Annotated in this window: 13 protein-coding genes; 7 read left to right on the top strand and 6 right to left on the bottom strand. The window is 66.3% G+C overall.

What is annotated here, in order from left to right:
- Positions 1-277: 277 nt before the first annotated feature.
- Both ACFE87_RS23340 and ACFE87_RS23335 read right to left on the bottom strand, forming a co-directional pair.
- Positions 278-1,027: an IclR family transcriptional regulator gene (locus ACFE87_RS23340; RefSeq protein WP_375462057.1), complete on the bottom strand. Its 750-nt coding sequence runs from the start codon at positions 1,025-1,027 to the stop codon at positions 278-280.
- Between the two features lie 16 nt (positions 1,028-1,043).
- Positions 1,044-1,934 (bottom strand): NAD(P)-dependent oxidoreductase, encoded by an 891-nt coding sequence (locus ACFE87_RS23335; RefSeq protein WP_375462056.1) that lies wholly within the window; start codon positions 1,932-1,934, stop codon positions 1,044-1,046.
- 214 nt (positions 1,935-2,148) lie between these two features.
- Here ACFE87_RS23335 and ACFE87_RS23330 point away from each other — a divergent pair, with 214 nt between their 5' ends.
- The 7 genes from ACFE87_RS23330 to ACFE87_RS23300 all read left to right on the top strand — a co-directional run bounded on the left by ACFE87_RS23330 (position 2,149) and on the right by ACFE87_RS23300 (position 9,628).
- Positions 2,149-2,985 carry an aspartate/glutamate racemase family protein gene (locus tag ACFE87_RS23330; RefSeq protein ID WP_375462055.1) on the top strand — a complete coding sequence of 279 codons (837 nt, stop codon included), beginning with the start codon at positions 2,149-2,151 and terminating at the stop codon, positions 2,983-2,985.
- A gap of 64 nt (positions 2,986-3,049) precedes the next feature.
- Positions 3,050-4,438 carry an MmgE/PrpD family protein gene (locus ACFE87_RS23325; RefSeq protein WP_375462054.1) on the top strand — a complete coding sequence of 463 codons (1,389 nt, stop codon included), beginning with the start codon at positions 3,050-3,052 and terminating at the stop codon, positions 4,436-4,438.
- Positions 4,439-4,513: 75 nt separating this feature from the next.
- Complete coding sequence (locus ACFE87_RS23320; protein WP_375462053.1) at positions 4,514-5,497, top strand: Bug family tripartite tricarboxylate transporter substrate binding protein; 984 nt, start codon at positions 4,514-4,516, stop codon at positions 5,495-5,497.
- 463 nt (positions 5,498-5,960) lie between these two features.
- On the top strand, positions 5,961-7,130 hold the full coding sequence (locus tag ACFE87_RS23315) for a glycosyltransferase (RefSeq protein WP_375462052.1): 1,170 nt from the start codon (positions 5,961-5,963) through the stop codon (positions 7,128-7,130).
- A gap of 7 nt (positions 7,131-7,137) precedes the next feature.
- Positions 7,138-8,277 (top strand): acyl-CoA dehydrogenase family protein, encoded by a 1,140-nt coding sequence (locus tag ACFE87_RS23310; RefSeq protein ID WP_375462051.1) that lies wholly within the window; start codon positions 7,138-7,140, stop codon positions 8,275-8,277.
- On the top strand, positions 8,274-8,906 hold the full coding sequence (locus ACFE87_RS23305; RefSeq protein WP_375462050.1) for a PIG-L deacetylase family protein: 633 nt from the start codon (positions 8,274-8,276) through the stop codon (positions 8,904-8,906). The genes ACFE87_RS23310 and ACFE87_RS23305 overlap by 4 nt, the downstream gene beginning before the upstream one ends.
- Positions 8,907-9,007: 101 nt before the next feature.
- Positions 9,008-9,628 carry a class I SAM-dependent DNA methyltransferase gene (locus tag ACFE87_RS23300; protein ID WP_375462049.1) on the top strand — a complete coding sequence of 207 codons (621 nt, stop codon included), beginning with the start codon at positions 9,008-9,010 and terminating at the stop codon, positions 9,626-9,628.
- 287 nt (positions 9,629-9,915) lie between these two features.
- Here the strand turns inward: ACFE87_RS23300 and ACFE87_RS23295 are convergent, their stop codons facing one another.
- The 4 genes from ACFE87_RS23295 to ACFE87_RS23280 form a co-directional block, all read right to left on the bottom strand.
- Complete coding sequence (locus tag ACFE87_RS23295; protein ID WP_375462048.1) at positions 9,916-10,650, bottom strand: ABC transporter ATP-binding protein; 735 nt, start codon at positions 10,648-10,650, stop codon at positions 9,916-9,918.
- On the bottom strand, positions 10,637-12,415 hold the full coding sequence (locus ACFE87_RS23290) for an ATP-binding cassette domain-containing protein (protein ID WP_375462047.1): 1,779 nt from the start codon (positions 12,413-12,415) through the stop codon (positions 10,637-10,639). Before ACFE87_RS23290 ends, ACFE87_RS23295 begins: the two co-directional genes overlap by 14 nt.
- Positions 12,412-13,287, bottom strand: a complete 876-nt coding sequence (locus ACFE87_RS23285) for a branched-chain amino acid ABC transporter permease (protein WP_375462046.1) — start codon at positions 13,285-13,287, stop codon at positions 12,412-12,414. Before ACFE87_RS23285 ends, ACFE87_RS23290 begins: the two co-directional genes overlap by 4 nt.
- A gap of 144 nt (positions 13,288-13,431) precedes the next feature.
- Positions 13,432-14,586, bottom strand: coding sequence for an ABC transporter substrate-binding protein (locus ACFE87_RS23280; RefSeq protein ID WP_375462045.1), 1,155 nt, complete (start codon positions 14,584-14,586; stop codon positions 13,432-13,434).
- Positions 14,587-15,145: the final 559 nt, after the last annotated feature.

The raw sequence follows: 15,145 nt of genomic DNA, 5'->3' as shown, positions 1-15,145 counted from the left end.
AAGCGTTTACTCTGGAACTTTGCGTCGAGCGTGTCCTGATTCCGCTGTGCGGCAAGAGCCGACATTGGCTCACTGCCGGGAAGCGGACCTCTGGTCTCGCAAGCATGGCGGCAATTCGAGGAACCTGGACGGCGGCCCCCCAAGGCTATGGACACCTTTTACCACCAAGGGCGGCGCATGTCGGGCGGTTCACGATTGGGCTTTCCGTATTGCCGCACAGCCGGGCTTCACTGAGGCCGGCATGCAGGGCAGCGTTCCGCCGTCCTGCGCTTGGGCGTCAGCGGTCTCCAGCGCTGACCGTGTTCCGCCGGCCCCCGCCGCCCCCGCGGAGCGCTGCGCTCAGACGCTCGGCCGCCTCACGCAGCAAGTGGCCCATCCGCTCGACGGCCTCAGAGGTGAACCGTTCGCCGGGACCAGACAGGGAAAGGGCGCCGGCGATCTCCCCGGATGGCCCGAGGACGGGAGCAGCCAGACCGGCGCAGCTCGGGTCCCGCTCCCCCATGGACAGCGCCAAGCCGGCCTTGCGGAGAGCCTCGCCCTCGTGACCGGATTCGGGAGCGAAGGCGAGCAACATGCGACCGGCCGCACCGCGATCGAGCGGCAGCACGTTGCCGGCTTCGACTCGGTCCAATGTCGAGTGCCCGGAATGAACGCGGAACAGGCAGAGCCGCGTCTCCGACCCGTGCCGGACATGGAAGGAGGCGCTCTCGGTACCCTGGTCGACCAAGTCGCGAAGGACCGGCAGCACGTGCTGTTCGAGAGCATTTTGACGGCTGTAGGCGAGCCCGAGCCGGAAGGCTGATCCGCCCAGGCCGTAGCGGCCGTCCCTGAGCCGGACGACGTAGCCTGACGACTCGAGCGAGGCCAGAAGGCGGAGAATGGTGCTCTTGTAGAAGGCGGTGTCCTGGGCGATGTCCGCCAGTGTCGCCGGCGAGGACCTCACGGTCAGCGCTTCTAGGATCGCCAGCGCCCGGTCGACCGCTGCCACTCCGTCCTGCTTGCCCGGAGAGGGGCGAGAGCCGGTCACGTGAGTCTCCTCGGGCCTAGTCTGCGGGGTCGAGGATGCGGCTGACCACCGGCCAATAGAGGTCGCCATAGCCCTGGTCCGAGGCCACCCGCAAGAGTTCGTCAGCGTTGCGGGCGCCGGGCATGTCGACGCCGAGTTCCTTGCCCAGCGCGAGCGCGTAGGACAGGTCCTTCCTGGCGTAATCCGTCGAGAAGGCCCGCTCCGGGAAGGCTCCGGTCAGGATCGCCTTCATACCGTGGTTGCGCAGGGCGAAGCTGTCGGCGGATCCCTTGCTCAGGGTCTCCAGCAGCAAGCGGTCGTCCAGTCCCGCCCGCCGGGCGACGGCAATGGCTTCCGAGAGAGCCACGACGGTCTCGACGAGGACCATGTTGTTCAGGATCTTAACCATCTGTCCCGATCCGACCGGCCCACACAGGGTGACGTCGCTCGCCATGGTGCGCAGCAAGGGCTCGAGAAAGACGAAGACGGCCTGGTCGGCTCCCACCATGATGCTGAGCGTGCCCTCTTCTGCCGCCTGCCGGGTGCGGGCGATCGGTGCATCCGCATAGGTGCAGCCCTTCTCGGAAAACCGCGCAGCGAGTTCCCGCGTCAGGTCGACGGGCGACGTGCCGAGATCCACGATCAGCGTGTTCGGGCGAGCGCTCTCGAGCAGCCCGCCCGGGCCGGAGCACACGGCCTCGACATGGCGACCGCTCGGAAGGACGAGGCAAATGATGCCCGCTTCCGCGGCCACCTGGTCCAGGCTCGTGGCGGCGTCGACACCGAATGCGGCAAGCCGCGCTAGGGGGTCGGGCCGGGAGTCGTAGCCGACAACGCTTCGTCCGCTCTTCGCGGCCATGTTGCGGCACATGGGCTCGCCCATGACACCAAGGCCCACGAAGCCGATCGTCGCATCCGACCTCACCACCGCCCAATCTCCTCGACCCGACAGCCTCGCTTCGAACACGCGACGCACCAGAGCCAGCCCGCTCCACAACGTTCCGCTCTACGAAACAATCGTTCTATTCTACTGCGCCGCTCGGGTGTCAAGCGCTCGGAACGGGTCAGAAACGGGATTGACAGGGACCAGAGAATGACGAAACTGGAACGTAAGTTCTGCAGAGCAGAACGGGGAGGCGCGCTTGGTTCAGGATGTCGTGCGGCTGTACTGGCCGATCGGTCTCACGAAGAGCCTGCCGGGGCGGACCGACCAGGGAGAGCTCCTGGATGAGAGTCTGAGCGCTTATACTCACCACATCATGGGCGAGAACGTTCAGGTGACGATCGGCTGGTTGAAGAAAACCACATCGCACCTGACCTCGATCTACCTGGGCATGCTGAACGACGTCTATGTCGTCAGCGATATTCTCGAGGCGGAGCGGAACGGTCATCATGGCGCCGTGGTCGGCGGCCATTGGGATCCCGGCCTGTTCGCGGCGCGCGAAGCCGCTGGCATCCCGGTCGCGGGACCAGGGGAATCGGCGATGATGCTGGCCGGCACCCTGGGCCGCAAATTCGCGATGCTGACCGTGCATGACGGCTACGTTCCCGTCATCGAGAACAACATGCGCGTGTATGGGCTGGAGAGCCGTGCGATCGCGCGCCGGCCCGTGCGCCGCTTCGGGGGATCGGTCCAGGAAAATTACGGTGCCCTGATGCGCTGCATCGAAGGCAAGGACGACCAGTTCCTGACGGCATTCGAGAAGACCGCCCGCGAATGCGTCGAGGACGGCGCCGACGTGATCATCGCCGGAGGGCAGCTGTTCGGGCCGGCCTTCCAGAGACACAGCTTCTTCAAGGTCCCGAATACCGGTGTCCCGGTGCTCGAAGTGACCGCCTGCGGCCTGAAGATGGCGGAGACGCTCGTCAATCTGCGCCGCTACGCGGGCATCGCCAAGAGCGAGGCACCGACGTCGCACTTCCGCACGCCGCCCCGCGACGTCGTCGAGTGCGTGCTGACCGAGTTCGGAGTCACGTAGCAACAACCGTGTCCGGCGATCTCAGGTCGTCCGACGAAGGATCGGATCAGGGGAGTTCATGGGGATGTCGCCGGATGGTGTACCGGTCGCCGAGACTATGGCGGAATTCGCCAGGACGGCACGTTGGGAGGAACTTCCCGCCGAGATCCGCCGCGAGGCGGGGCGCGCTTGGCTGAACCATGTCGGCTGCGCCACGGGCGGAGCATCGACCTCGACCGTGGCCGCCGCCATCCGGGGTGTGCGGTCGATGGGGTCGGCCGGCTCTGTGCCGCTGCTCGCACGCGAGGAACGGTTCGGGCTCGGTGATGCGGCGCTCCTCGGGAGCTTGAGTGCCTCGGCCCACACCTTCGACGATACGCATCTCGCAACCATCACCCACCCGACCGGCCCCGTTGCCGCGGCTCTTGCTGCCGTCTCTTTTGAACTCAGCTCGGCCGGGAGGCCGGTGCCCGGGAAGGACCTCCTCGCTGCGCTGATGGTCGGGACGGAGCTCGAATGCCGGGTCAGCATGGCAATTTCTGCCGGAGGGAGCCATCTCGGCTGGTACATGACGGGCCTGTCGGGCGGCATCGGCGCGGCCGCGGCAGTGGCGCGTCTGCTGGGACTCGATCAGGACGGGTTCGTCTGGGCGATTGGCCTCGCTGCGGCTCAAGCCTGCGGAACCCGGGCCACGCATGGCAGTATGGCCCTAACCTATGTTCCAGGTGTCGCAGCCCGGAACGGGCTCGTCGCCGCCTACATGGCCGGCTCCGGTTTCGATTGCGGCCCGGGCTCCGTCGACGGACGGAACGGTCTTCTGCAGGTTCTCACCGGCGGACGGGACGCCGCTCCGATCATGGACGGACTTGGCTCCCGTTACGAGGTGCTGAACAACGCCTACAAGCCATACCCCTGCGGGATCGTGATCCATCCCGCCATCGATGCCTGCCTCCATCTGATCCGGGCGGAGGGCGTCGACGCGTCGGGGATCGAAGCTGTGGAGCTTCGGGTTCATCCGGACGCGCTGAATCTCTGCTGGCGCAAGCTGCCCGAGACGGAGGCCGACGCGCAGGTGAGCCTATTCCACTGGGTCGCGGCCGCCTTGGTGACCGGGTCGGCCGGGCTCGATCAGGGCGCACTCGCCTGCATCTCCCACCAGGCGGTGAGAAGCCTACAGGAGAAAACCGCTGCAACGCCAGATCCGGGGCTGCTCGGCAATCAAGCGGAGGTCGAGTTGCGGCTCCGCGGCGGGCGGACCGTAAAGCGGTTCACGTCGGACGCGACGGGCAGCGTCAGCAATCCGATGACCGACGATCAGCTGACAGCCAAGTTCCGGGCGCTCGCGCGGCTCAGCCTGGGGAACGAACAAGCCGAGGATCTGCTGGCCCTGAGCCTCGGCACGCCTGATCTCCCCGATGCGGCTGACGTGCTGAGGGCGGGTTGCCTCGGCCGCGATGCTGCCGGGCCGACATGACAGAGCACGAAGGCGTGCGACGGCAGACGTAGCTGGAACAGCCTAATCAACAACAATGCGAAGAAGGGTAGGACCATGCCGATATCGCGAAAATTCCTTAGCTCATTGCCGCTCGTTCTGGCGCTTTGCGCCTGTTCGTCCTCGGCTGTGGCTCAGCGCTATCCCTCGGAGCCCGTACGGCTCGTCGTCGGATTCGCGGCTGGCGGGTCGGTCGACCTGATCGCCCGCATCTTCGCCGACAAGGTTGCGGAGACGCTCGGCGGGCCGGTGCTGGTCGTCAACCAATCCGGCGCGTCCGGAGCTCTTGCGGCCGAGACCGTGATGCGAAGCAAGCCGGATGGGCATATGCTGTTCGTCAGCAGCGCGAGCACGCTCTCGGTCAGCCCCGCCACGGTTCCGAACCTGCGCTTCAATCCGCAGAAGGATTTTACCGCGATCGCGCTTATCGCCATGACGCCGCAAGTCCTCGCGGTGCATCCGTCGGTCAATGCGACGTCGCTCAAGGAACTCCTCGACTTATCGGCCAAAAGCGAGGTCACGATCGCGTCCGCCGGAATCGGCGGGCTGTCCCATTTGACAATCGAGCTCCTGAAGGCCGGAAGACAGACCAAGCTCGTCCACGTCCCCTATCGAGGCGGCGCGCCAGCCACGACGGACGCGGTCGCTGGGCACGTGAACACCATCGTCATGGACTTTCCAGCCGTCCAGAGTTTCGTCAACTCGGGCGGGCTTCGTGCGCTGGCGGTGACCAGCAAGGACCGCAGCGCCCTGCTGCCGGATGTGCCATCGGCGGGCGAGGCCGGCTCGGCCGCTCTGTCGGGAGCCGTGAACTGGTTCGCCATCATGGCGCCAGCCAAGATGCCAACCGCGCTCGCCGACCGATTGCACCGGGTGTTCACCGACGCCTCGAACGACCCCATCGTGTTGAGGCGGTTGAGGGAGGCTGGGGTTGAGCCGCTTACCTACAACAGCCGCGATGAATTCTCGGGCTTTCTGAAATCCGAGATCGATCGATGGGGCAAGGTCGCGAAGGACGCCAACATCACGGCCAGTCCATAGGCCTTCAACCGATCTGGGGATCGATCACGAGTGGCTTTGCCGTCGAGCTGAGATCGAGCCTTGAGAAGAACGCCCGGGTCAGGAGTGTTATGCTGATCAAGTGCGGCCTTCGGTGTTTGTGACCAAGTCGCAAGTGCGCCAAAACCGGACATCAGCTGGCTGCCCGAAAGCAGACGCTCAAGCCTCGATAGAACTGTAACTCCCTCGGCGCTCGATATATACCCGTTACGGGTGGCTTACCGGGGCCGGAACCGCGCCGGACTCAAGCATGCAACGCTTGGCTCTCGTGCCCCCCTCAACCACATCCCGATAGCGGTGGCGAGTGGGGTTGGACTGCCCCGTGAATGCTGGTCCCTCCAAAATGTGAACGTCGTCATGTTTTTCTACGTGAACTGGCTGGCCGAGGGGCGGTTGTAGGACGCTTGCCGGCAAAGGCGTCCCGGCGCGCCGGAGTGCCCTGTCGATGAGCGCTGAAGTTCCCCCGCGGCTTAGGGCCGTGGTCGCTATACCCGTCCGCAATGAGGCCGAGCGAATGGCGGACTGTCTCATGGCGCTCGACCGCCAGAGGGGGGTGGAGGCAACTGGCTTCGGGGTCGTCCTGCTTCTCAACAATTGCACGGACGGCACTGAGCAGATCGTCTCAACGCTAAAGCCGCAGCTCCGTTTTCCCCTCCGGTTGATCGAGCGGGATTTTGCTGGCGCCAATGCAGGCTGGGCGCGCCGCGAAGCGATGGAAGCCGCAGCGACCTGGCTGGACGAGACCGATGCCGCGCCAGGCATCATACTGACGACTGACGCGGACAGCCGCGTTTCGACGGACTGGATCGCCCGCAACCTCGCCGCGGTGGCGGCAGGCGCGGACGCGGTCGCGGGCCGGATCGCGTTGGACGAGGAGGACGCCTCGCACCTCCCGGCTGCCCTGCTCGCTCGCAGCCGCTTGGAGGGAGCCTACGAAAAGCTCCTGATCGAGCTGGAGAGCCTGATCGATCCTGTGCGCCACGATCCGTGGCCACGTCACTGGACGACCTCTGGCGCGACGCTCGCGGTGCGGCTTGGCGCCTATCGCCGCGTGGGCGGCATGCCGCCGCTCGCGCTTGGCGAGGACCGCGCATTCGTGACGTCGCTCCTGTCGAGAGACGCGCTCGTGCGCCACGACCCTCTCGTCACGGTCACGACCTCCGGCCGGCTGCAAGGTCGCGCGGCGGGTGGCGCCGCCGACACGATGCAGCTGCGCTGCGAGATGCCGGACAGCCCTTGCGATCACCGACTAGAGTCGTTGTCCCGGGCCCTCTTCCGGTACGCATGGAAACGCCGGCTGCGGCGTCTCCATGCTGAGCACAAGCTGTCCCGGCACTTCCTCTGGGCCCCGTGGCTTGGTCTCGGGCCGGCCACGGCGCGCTCCGTCGCTGCGACCTCGGCCATCGGCTCGGTGCTGACAACGGTTGAGGCGGCAAGCCCCATGCTAGGCTACCGTCCACTCAGGCCGGCGGCACTTCCGGCGAATATCGGGCTCGCTCGCACGGCCCTGGCCTATTATCGCGGCCGCGGCCGGCTCCTCGCAACCTGGCGTTCGGTCGCGCCGGCGTCGCCCGTCAGCCTGGCGCCGACGCGGGTAGAGCGGGCACGGACGTGAGATCGCCATGGACGTGAGAACGCCGCTTCGCCTCGCCTTCCACGCCGTCGGCGCGGCGCGTCGGGCGTCCTCTCTGGCCGCCCAGCGGGCGGACGTGCACGATCACGACGGCGGTTTTCCGTCAGAGGACGTCAGCGACCTCGCCGAGGCGGGCCTCATTGCCGCCCCGGTCCCGTTCGCCGCCGGGGGTGCCGGGCTAGGGGAGGAGCCTGGCTCCGGCGACCTCGCCCATGTCCTCCGGCTCGTGGGCTATGGCAGCCTCGCGCTCGGTCGCATCTACGAAGGTCACGTGAACGCGCTGCAACTCGTCGCCCGCTACGGCGACCCGGGGCAGAGGCGGCGTCTGTTTGCGGACGCGGCCAACGGTCACCTTTTCGGGGTCTGGAACACGGAGCCGCCACAGGGTGGATTGACCCTGTCCAATTCCGGAGCCGGGCTTCTTCTCGAGGGTGTGAAAACCTACGCGTCGGGAGCCGGATACGTCACCCGCGCGCTGGTCACTGCGAGACGAAAGCCGAGCGACGCGCCGCTTATGCTCATCGTGTTGCTCGATGTCGGCATGCGCGCCGACCTCTCCGCTTGGCAGGCCCAAGGAATGCGGGCTTCCGCGACCGGCACGCTGGATTTTACCGGCCTTAACGTCACGCTGGACGCGGTGCTGGGCGAACCGGACGACTACCACCGCCAGCCTCACTTCTCGGGCGGAGCCTGGCGCTTCGCAGCCGTCCAGCTCGGCGGTGTCGAGGCGGTGTTCGACGCCTGGCGTCGGCACGTCGGCTCCGCAGGCAGAGGTGCCGACCCGCACCAGCTGGCCCGGCTTGGCGAGGGTGCCATCGCGGTCGAGACCGCGCGACACTGGGTTGAGCGCGCTGCCAACGTCGTGGCCGAGAACGCGCTGCAGCCGGATAGGATCATCGCCTTCGTGAACCTCGCCCGACTCGCGGTCGAACGCGCCGGCCTCGATGTGCTGCAGCTCGCGCAACGCTCGGTCGGCCTCCAGGGCTTCTTGCGCGGCCATCCGCTCGAACGGCGGTCGCGGGACCTCGCAACGTATCTGCGCCAGCCCGCGCCCGACCGCGCGCTTACGACAGCGGCAGCGGAGGTCCTATCCGCTCCCGAGGACGCGGGCGATATCTGGCAGCCATGAGGGCAGACGCGTTCCTGGCGGCCGCAGAGGCGCTACCATTGGCAAGTCTCGACGAGATCGCCGGCGGGAGAGGCGTCGTGGTGGTCGCGCCGCATCCCGACGACGAGAGCCTTGGATGCGGAGGGCTGATTGCCCAGGCCTGCGCATTTGGCCTGTCGGTCCGCGTCGTGATCCTCAGCGACGGGGTCGGCTCTCACCCGAACTCGCTGAGCCATCCTCCGGACCGCCTGAGGCGCCTTCGCGAACGGGAGACGCTCGACGCCGCGCGAGCCCTCGGCCTCGGGACCGATCATGTCAGCTTCCTAGGTTTGCCAGACAGGTTCGTACCAAGGTGCGGGACGGATGCCGGGACCGCGGCAGACCGGATCGCCGACGCCATCGGCGAAAGCGGGGCCGATACGGTCCTCGTGACCTGGGTCCACGACCCGCATTGCGATCACAAGGCCGCAGCCGCCATCGTGAGGCTGGCCCGCGAGCGCGCTCCCTGGGTGAGACTCATGGAGTACCCGGTCTGGGGATGGTCCCTGCCTCCGTATACGGACGTCGGCGACTCACCGCTTGGCGTCCGGCTGGACGTTTCGCACCACCTCGATGCCAAGCGCGCCGCGGTCGCGTCCCACCGCTCCTAGATCACGGACCTGATCGACGACGACCCGAGCGGCTTCCGGCTGGACCCCGCCATGCTCCAGCGCTTCATGCGCACGTTCGAGATCTACCTGGATGTCTCCCGATGAGCCGCTACACAACATCCATTCCGCCCAGCTACTTCGACGAGCGCTACGCGGTTGACCCTGACCCGTGGCGGTTCGAGACGAGCGATTACGAGCGCGCCAAGTACGACGCGACGCTCGGCGCACTACCGAAACCCCACTACGCCTCGACGTTCGAAGTCGGTTGCTCCATCGGGGTTCTGACGCGGCAGCTGGCGCAATGCTGTGACACGCTCATCGCGCTCGACGTTGCCGAGGCGGCACTCGACCGCGCACGTGAACGCTGCCGCGAGCTGAACCACGTCGCGTTCGTCTGCGGACAAGTTCCGGGCGACTGGCCGGACGGCACCTTCGACCTGATCCTTCTGTCTGAGGTGATCTATTACCTCGACGCAGGTGACGTCACCCGCCTGGCCAGACGCGTAAGGGACAGCCTGCGGCCGGGCGGCGACGTCATCCTAGTACATTGGACAGGCGAGACGCATTATCCGCTCACCGGCGACGAGGCAGCAGAGGGCTTCATCGCGCAAGCGGCCGGGTTCGGAACCGTCACCGCAAGATCGAGGACAGACGTTTACCGCCTGGACGTGCTGACGGGCCATGACCCGCATAAGGTCTGTCGGACGTTTGCTGCTCCGTGACTCGGCCGGCGTTTCGGCCCGCAACATCCATCGATCGCGGCCAACTTCCGAGTCGCGCCACAAGCGGACCTTGACTCGCGGCCCTTATCCGGACATTCGTCAGACCCGACGAGGCTACAACCGCTTCAACCTTTTGAACCGAACGTGCTCGAGAAACGGTCGAGTTCCACCAGAGCGCTTCACCCGCTCCTGCCCTCGGCAGACGGCATCCCCTCCCTGACCTGGTCACATCTATTGACGTAATCCACCTCACCCCTTGGAGCGACAAACGGGAGTGTTGGACAGCGTCAGACGGTCGCCATCGTCCGTCCGCCGAGATAGGCGGCCCGGATCTCTTCGTTGCCCCACAGCTCCCCCGGTTTTCCTGAGAGAACGAGACGGCCGGTCTCCAACACGTAGCCGCGATCCGCGATCGAGAGGCCCATCCGGGCATTCTGCTCGACGAGTAGCACCGTGGTGCCGCGCCGGCGGATCTCCGCAATGATGGCGAAGACCGCCTGCACGATGACGGGGGCGAGACCGAGGGAGGGCTCGTCGAGAAGCAGGAGGCGTGGCTTCGCCATGAGGCCGCGCGCGACCGCGACCATCTGCTGCTGCCCGCCGGACAGCGTCCAGCCGAGCGCGCCCGAGAACCGCCGGATGTCCGGGAAGAGTTCGAACATCTCCTCCGCCTCGCGGGCGATCTCCGCGCTCTTCATGCCGGCGCGGTTCGAGGCGCCGAGCATGATGTTCTCCTTCACGGAGAGCCCGGGAAAGACCCGCCGCCCCTCGGGGACATGCGCGATGCCGAGCCGAACGATCTCCTCCGGCTTCATCCCCGCGATGGACCGGCCATCGAACAGGATGTCCCCGGAGCTCGGCTTCACCAGGCCGGAGATGGCCCGCAGCGTCGTGGACTTGCCGGCGCCGTTCGAGCCCAGGAGCGTGACGACCTCGCCCGCCTCGACCGTCAGCGAGACGTCGTGGACGGCCTCGTTCGATCCGTACAGGACGAGCAGGTTGCGGAGTTCAAGCAGCGACATCGGGCGCCGTTCCAAGATAGGCCGCGACGACATCGGGATGGCGCAGCACGTCCGCCGAATACCCATCGGCGATCCGGCGGCCGAAATTCAGCACCGTAATGTGCTGGGCCACCTCGCTGACGAGCGTCATGTCGTGGTCGATGATGAGGATGGTGAGGCCGCGGGCCGATATGCGCTTCAGGAGATTGCGCAGCTCGACCTTCTCGGACGAATTCAGGCCGGCGCCCGGTTCGTCGAGGAGCAGCAGGACGGGATCGGCCGCGAGCGCCCTGGCGATCTCGACCGCGCGTTGGTGGCCGTAGGAGAAGCCCGACACCAATTCGTCCGCGCGGCCGTCGAGGCCCACGAAGGCGAGCGCGGCGCGGGCACGCGCAACCAGCGCGTCCTTGTCCTCGAGGACGGGGCTGCCCGGCCGCTCGGCGCCGATGACCACGTTCTCCAGCGCCGTCATGGTGCGCCAGAGCCGGATGTTCTGGAATGTGCGCCCGAGCCCGGCGATCGTGCGCGCGTGCGGCGGGAAGTTCGTGACGTCCTGGCCGTTCAGGAGCACGCTGCCGCTTGTCGCCTTGTAGAGGCCGGAGAGAACGTTCAGCGTCGTCGTCTTTCCCGATCCGTTCGGGCCGATGAGGGCGTGGACCCCGCCCCGGCGGATCGTGAAATCGACCTCGTCGACGGCCTTCAGCCCGCCAAAATGCTTAGAGAGCTTTCGCAGCTCAAGCACGGTTTCCGCCCCGCTCCCGCCGCCGGAGAAGGTCAACGCGTCGGCCGCGCCGGTCGCGGGGGCGCGGCGCTTGAACCGGTCGAGTTGGCCGCGGATGAAACCCCAGATCCCGTCGGGCATGAACAACACGATGAGGATCACGGCCGTGCCGTAGATGGCGAGATAGAGGCCGGGGATGGCCTTTAAAAAGCGGAGCCATTCCGGGATGAGGATGAGGAGCCCCGTCCCGATTGCGGCACCGATCGGCGAGGATACGCCGCCGAGCAGCACCATCGTGAGGAATACAACTGATTCGGCGAACGAGAACTGGTCGGGGCTCACGTAGGCGAAGCCGCCCGCGAACAGCCCGCCTCCGAGCCCTCCAAGCACCGCGGAGATCGCGAACGCCAGGACCTTGGTGCGGTAGACGTCGATCCCGGCGACGCTCGCGGCGAGTTCGTTGTCGCGCACGGCTCGCATCGCGCGGCCGAGCCGCATGTCGCGCAGGCGCCACAGAAGGTAGCCGCACCCGGCCAGAACCGCGATGCAGAGCGCCAGATAGTTGCTCGCATCCGCGAGCAGGGCCGGGCGCGGGATGGCGCGGACCCCGTCCGGTCCCTTGGTGACCGGGATCCAATTGATGAGGACGAGGGTGACGATCTGCTGGAAGGAGATCGTTACCATCGCGAGATAGTGCCCCCCGAGCTTTAGGGTGGAAGCGCCAAGCAGCGCCCCCATCAGGGCCGCAAGGCTCATCCCGAGCAGCAGGCAGATCCAGAAATTCACCCCGTATTCGGTCTGGCCAATCCCGACCGCGTAGGCGCCGAGCCCGAAGAACGCAGCCTGCGCGAGGTTGATCTGGCCGCACAGGCCGAGAACCACCGTGAGCCCAAGCACGGCGATCGCGTAGGTCGTTGCCTGCATCGAGATGTTGAGAATGTAGCCCGTCTTCGGGATGACGATCGCGAGCGTCATTGCGGCGAGGACGAGCACCACATAGGCGGCAAGGCCCCAGCGCAGTTGGGGACGCACCGGCGTGGCGGGCGCGGAAGCCGAGGTGCTCATGCCTTTTCCGCCACCCGCTCGCCGAAAATGCCCTGCGGTCGGAAGATCAGGAAGGCGATGAGGACCAGGAACGCGAAGGCATCCTTGTAGGGCACGGACACATAGGCGGCCCCGAACGTCTCGATCACGCCGAGCGCCAGCCCGCCGATGATCGCGCCGGTCACGTCGCCGAAGCCGCCGATGATCGTGGCCGCGAAGGCCTTCAGGGCGATCGTCGCGCCCATGTGGATCGACACGAAGAGAACCGGCGCGACCAGGATGCCCGCGATGCCGCCGATCACAGCGGAATAGACGAACGTGATCATGATCATGGTCGCGACCGGGATGCCGAGCAGCGACGCCATCTCCTTGTCCTGAGACGTCGCCTGGAGCTTCTTGCCGAGCAGCGTATGCTCGAAAAACCAGTATTGAAGCGCGACCAGCAGCGCCGTGACGCCGATGATCAGGAGGTACTGGGTGTCGAGATAGACCGGCCCGACGAGGAAGCCCGGCGTCTCGAACCAGCCCGACAGCACCTCCGGCTCGGGCCCGTGAATGGCTAGCATGCCGTTCGCGAGCAGGATGGAGGCGCCGATGGTCGAGATGATCACCGGCAGGTACGTGCGATGGCGGAGCGGGTAGTAGACTACGAGGTTGAACACCGCCCCGAGCACCGCCATGCCGAGGATCGAGAGCAGGAAGGCAAGCCAATAGGGCAACCCGAGCTTCAGCGAGAACAGGACCATCATGAACGCCGCGACCATCGAAAACTCGCCCTGGGCGAAGTTCACGACGTTGGTCGCCCGGAAGATCAGCACGAAGCCGAGCGCCACGAGCGCGTAGACCGACCCGATGCCGATCCCGGTGAAGAGAAGCTGGAGAGCGAGATCCATCAGTGAGCCTGCACGGGCGTTGTGCGTCCTTCGAGGCCGACCTGCGGCCGGCACCTCAGGATTAGGACGGGAGGGGCTGCGACGATCCTTATGCTGAGGTGCCCGGCGCAGCCGGGCCCCGAAGCACGCACGTGTCGGACAGCGTCACCCCAGCTGCGGGGAAAAATCGATCCGCTTGTCGAACTTGATCTCGCCCTTGTCGTTCTTGACGATATTGTAGCCGTGGAGGCCGTCGCCGTTCTTGTCGAAATTGTATTCGCCCTCCGCGCCCTTGTGGCCGCGGATGGCCAGGAGCGCCTCGCGCACCTTGCTCGGCTCCGTCGTGCCGGCCTTGTTCATGGCGAGCGCGAAGACGGTCACGGCGTCGTAGGTCCAGGAGGATTGGTTGTCGGGCGCGACCTTGCGGACCTCCCGATATGACTTTGCGAAAGCCTTCGCGGCCTCGCTGGAATCCTCCGCATAATCGGCGACACCGAAGGTGTTGTAGAGCGCGGGACCGGCGAGCTTGAGGGCCGAGACGTTGACGATCGAGGGCGAGCCCACCCACGGGATGGTCACGCCGAGCTGGCGGAGCTGGCGGGCGAAGATGCCGAGATCCGTCTCGAAGGTAAAGTACGTACCGAGGATGTCGGCGCCGGATTGACGGACCGCGAGAACTACTGGCGTGAAGTCCTGGCTCTGGTTAGCGTATCCCTGGTCGAGCGCAAGCGTGGCGCCGTTCTCCGTAAGTGATTCCGTGAGTGCCTTGGCGCCGGCGGTCCCGAAGGCGTCCGTCGAGTGGACGATGGCCCACTTCTTCTTGCCGAGTTCCTTCGCGCCGTATTGTGCGATGACCTTGCCCGAATAGGAATCGTTCGGCCGGAAGCGGAACATCCACGGATTGCCGAGCTTCGTCAGGTTGGGATCCGTGCCGCCGAAGCCGACCGGCTTGCCGGCCTTGAGCATGTCCGGCGCCATGGCGTGGTTCTGCGTCGAGCGGATGGAACCCAGGAACGCCACGATGTCGGGCTGGCTCGAGAGCTTGGAGAAGGCCAGCACCGCGCCGGGGTTGGTGGTCTGATCGTCCTCGAAGACGAGCTCGAGCGGCTTGCCCAGGATGCCGCCCGCCTTGTTGACCTGCTCAACGGCGATCCTGGCCCCGGTCTGGGCGAAGGACCCGGACTCGGCGGCCGCCCCGGTGACCGGCACGACCATCCCGAACTTGACGGTCGCGCCCTGCGCCCCAGCGCTCTTGATGAGGGCCGGCGAAGCCACGGCCGTCGCAAGCACGGTGTTGAACACTCTGCGGCTAACGATCATGTCGATCCTCCCACACATTGGCGGACAGGAGCCCGCGCGACTGCCCACCTTAGGTGGCACGTTAGGGGCCTCATGACAGGGCTACATGAGGCCTACAAGTCCGACTTTTGGCCCAACCTCTATACGCCTGACTTTCTTACGCAGCTGAACCGCGTTTCACATGCAAGTTGACGGCGGCGAACTGACAGCCATCCCTGTCACTTCCGCTTCAACGGACTCCGGTAACAAACGCGTCTTGTCAGACCGTCGCGTTCGATCGTGACTGCGGACGTGACGCTTGCGATCAGGCTGCGCGACCGAGACTTTTGCGCCGGCCGGGGTGCGCCAGGAGCGGACTCCAGGTGCCTGCCCGAAAGCCGACGTTAGATCCGCACGTCTGGCCGGACTCCCTGTCTAATCGATAGGTCTGGATGTCGCTCGAAGTCTCAGGTGAGAATGGCGCGAGCCTCGGTCCAGAGCCTTTGCACCACATCACCTGCAGGCTCCGCTCTTGCCAGGGCAGCGGATTGGCCGGCCCAGGCCTGCATGCGGCCAGCGTCGCCCATTCTCACGGCCTCAG

The sequence above is a fragment of the uncultured Enterovirga sp. genome (assembly GCF_964242715.1).
GTDB lineage: Bacteria > Pseudomonadota > Alphaproteobacteria > Rhizobiales > Beijerinckiaceae > Enterovirga.
The sequence above is the reverse complement of the archived record's forward strand: the minus strand, read 5'-3'. Positions and strand labels throughout refer to the sequence as shown.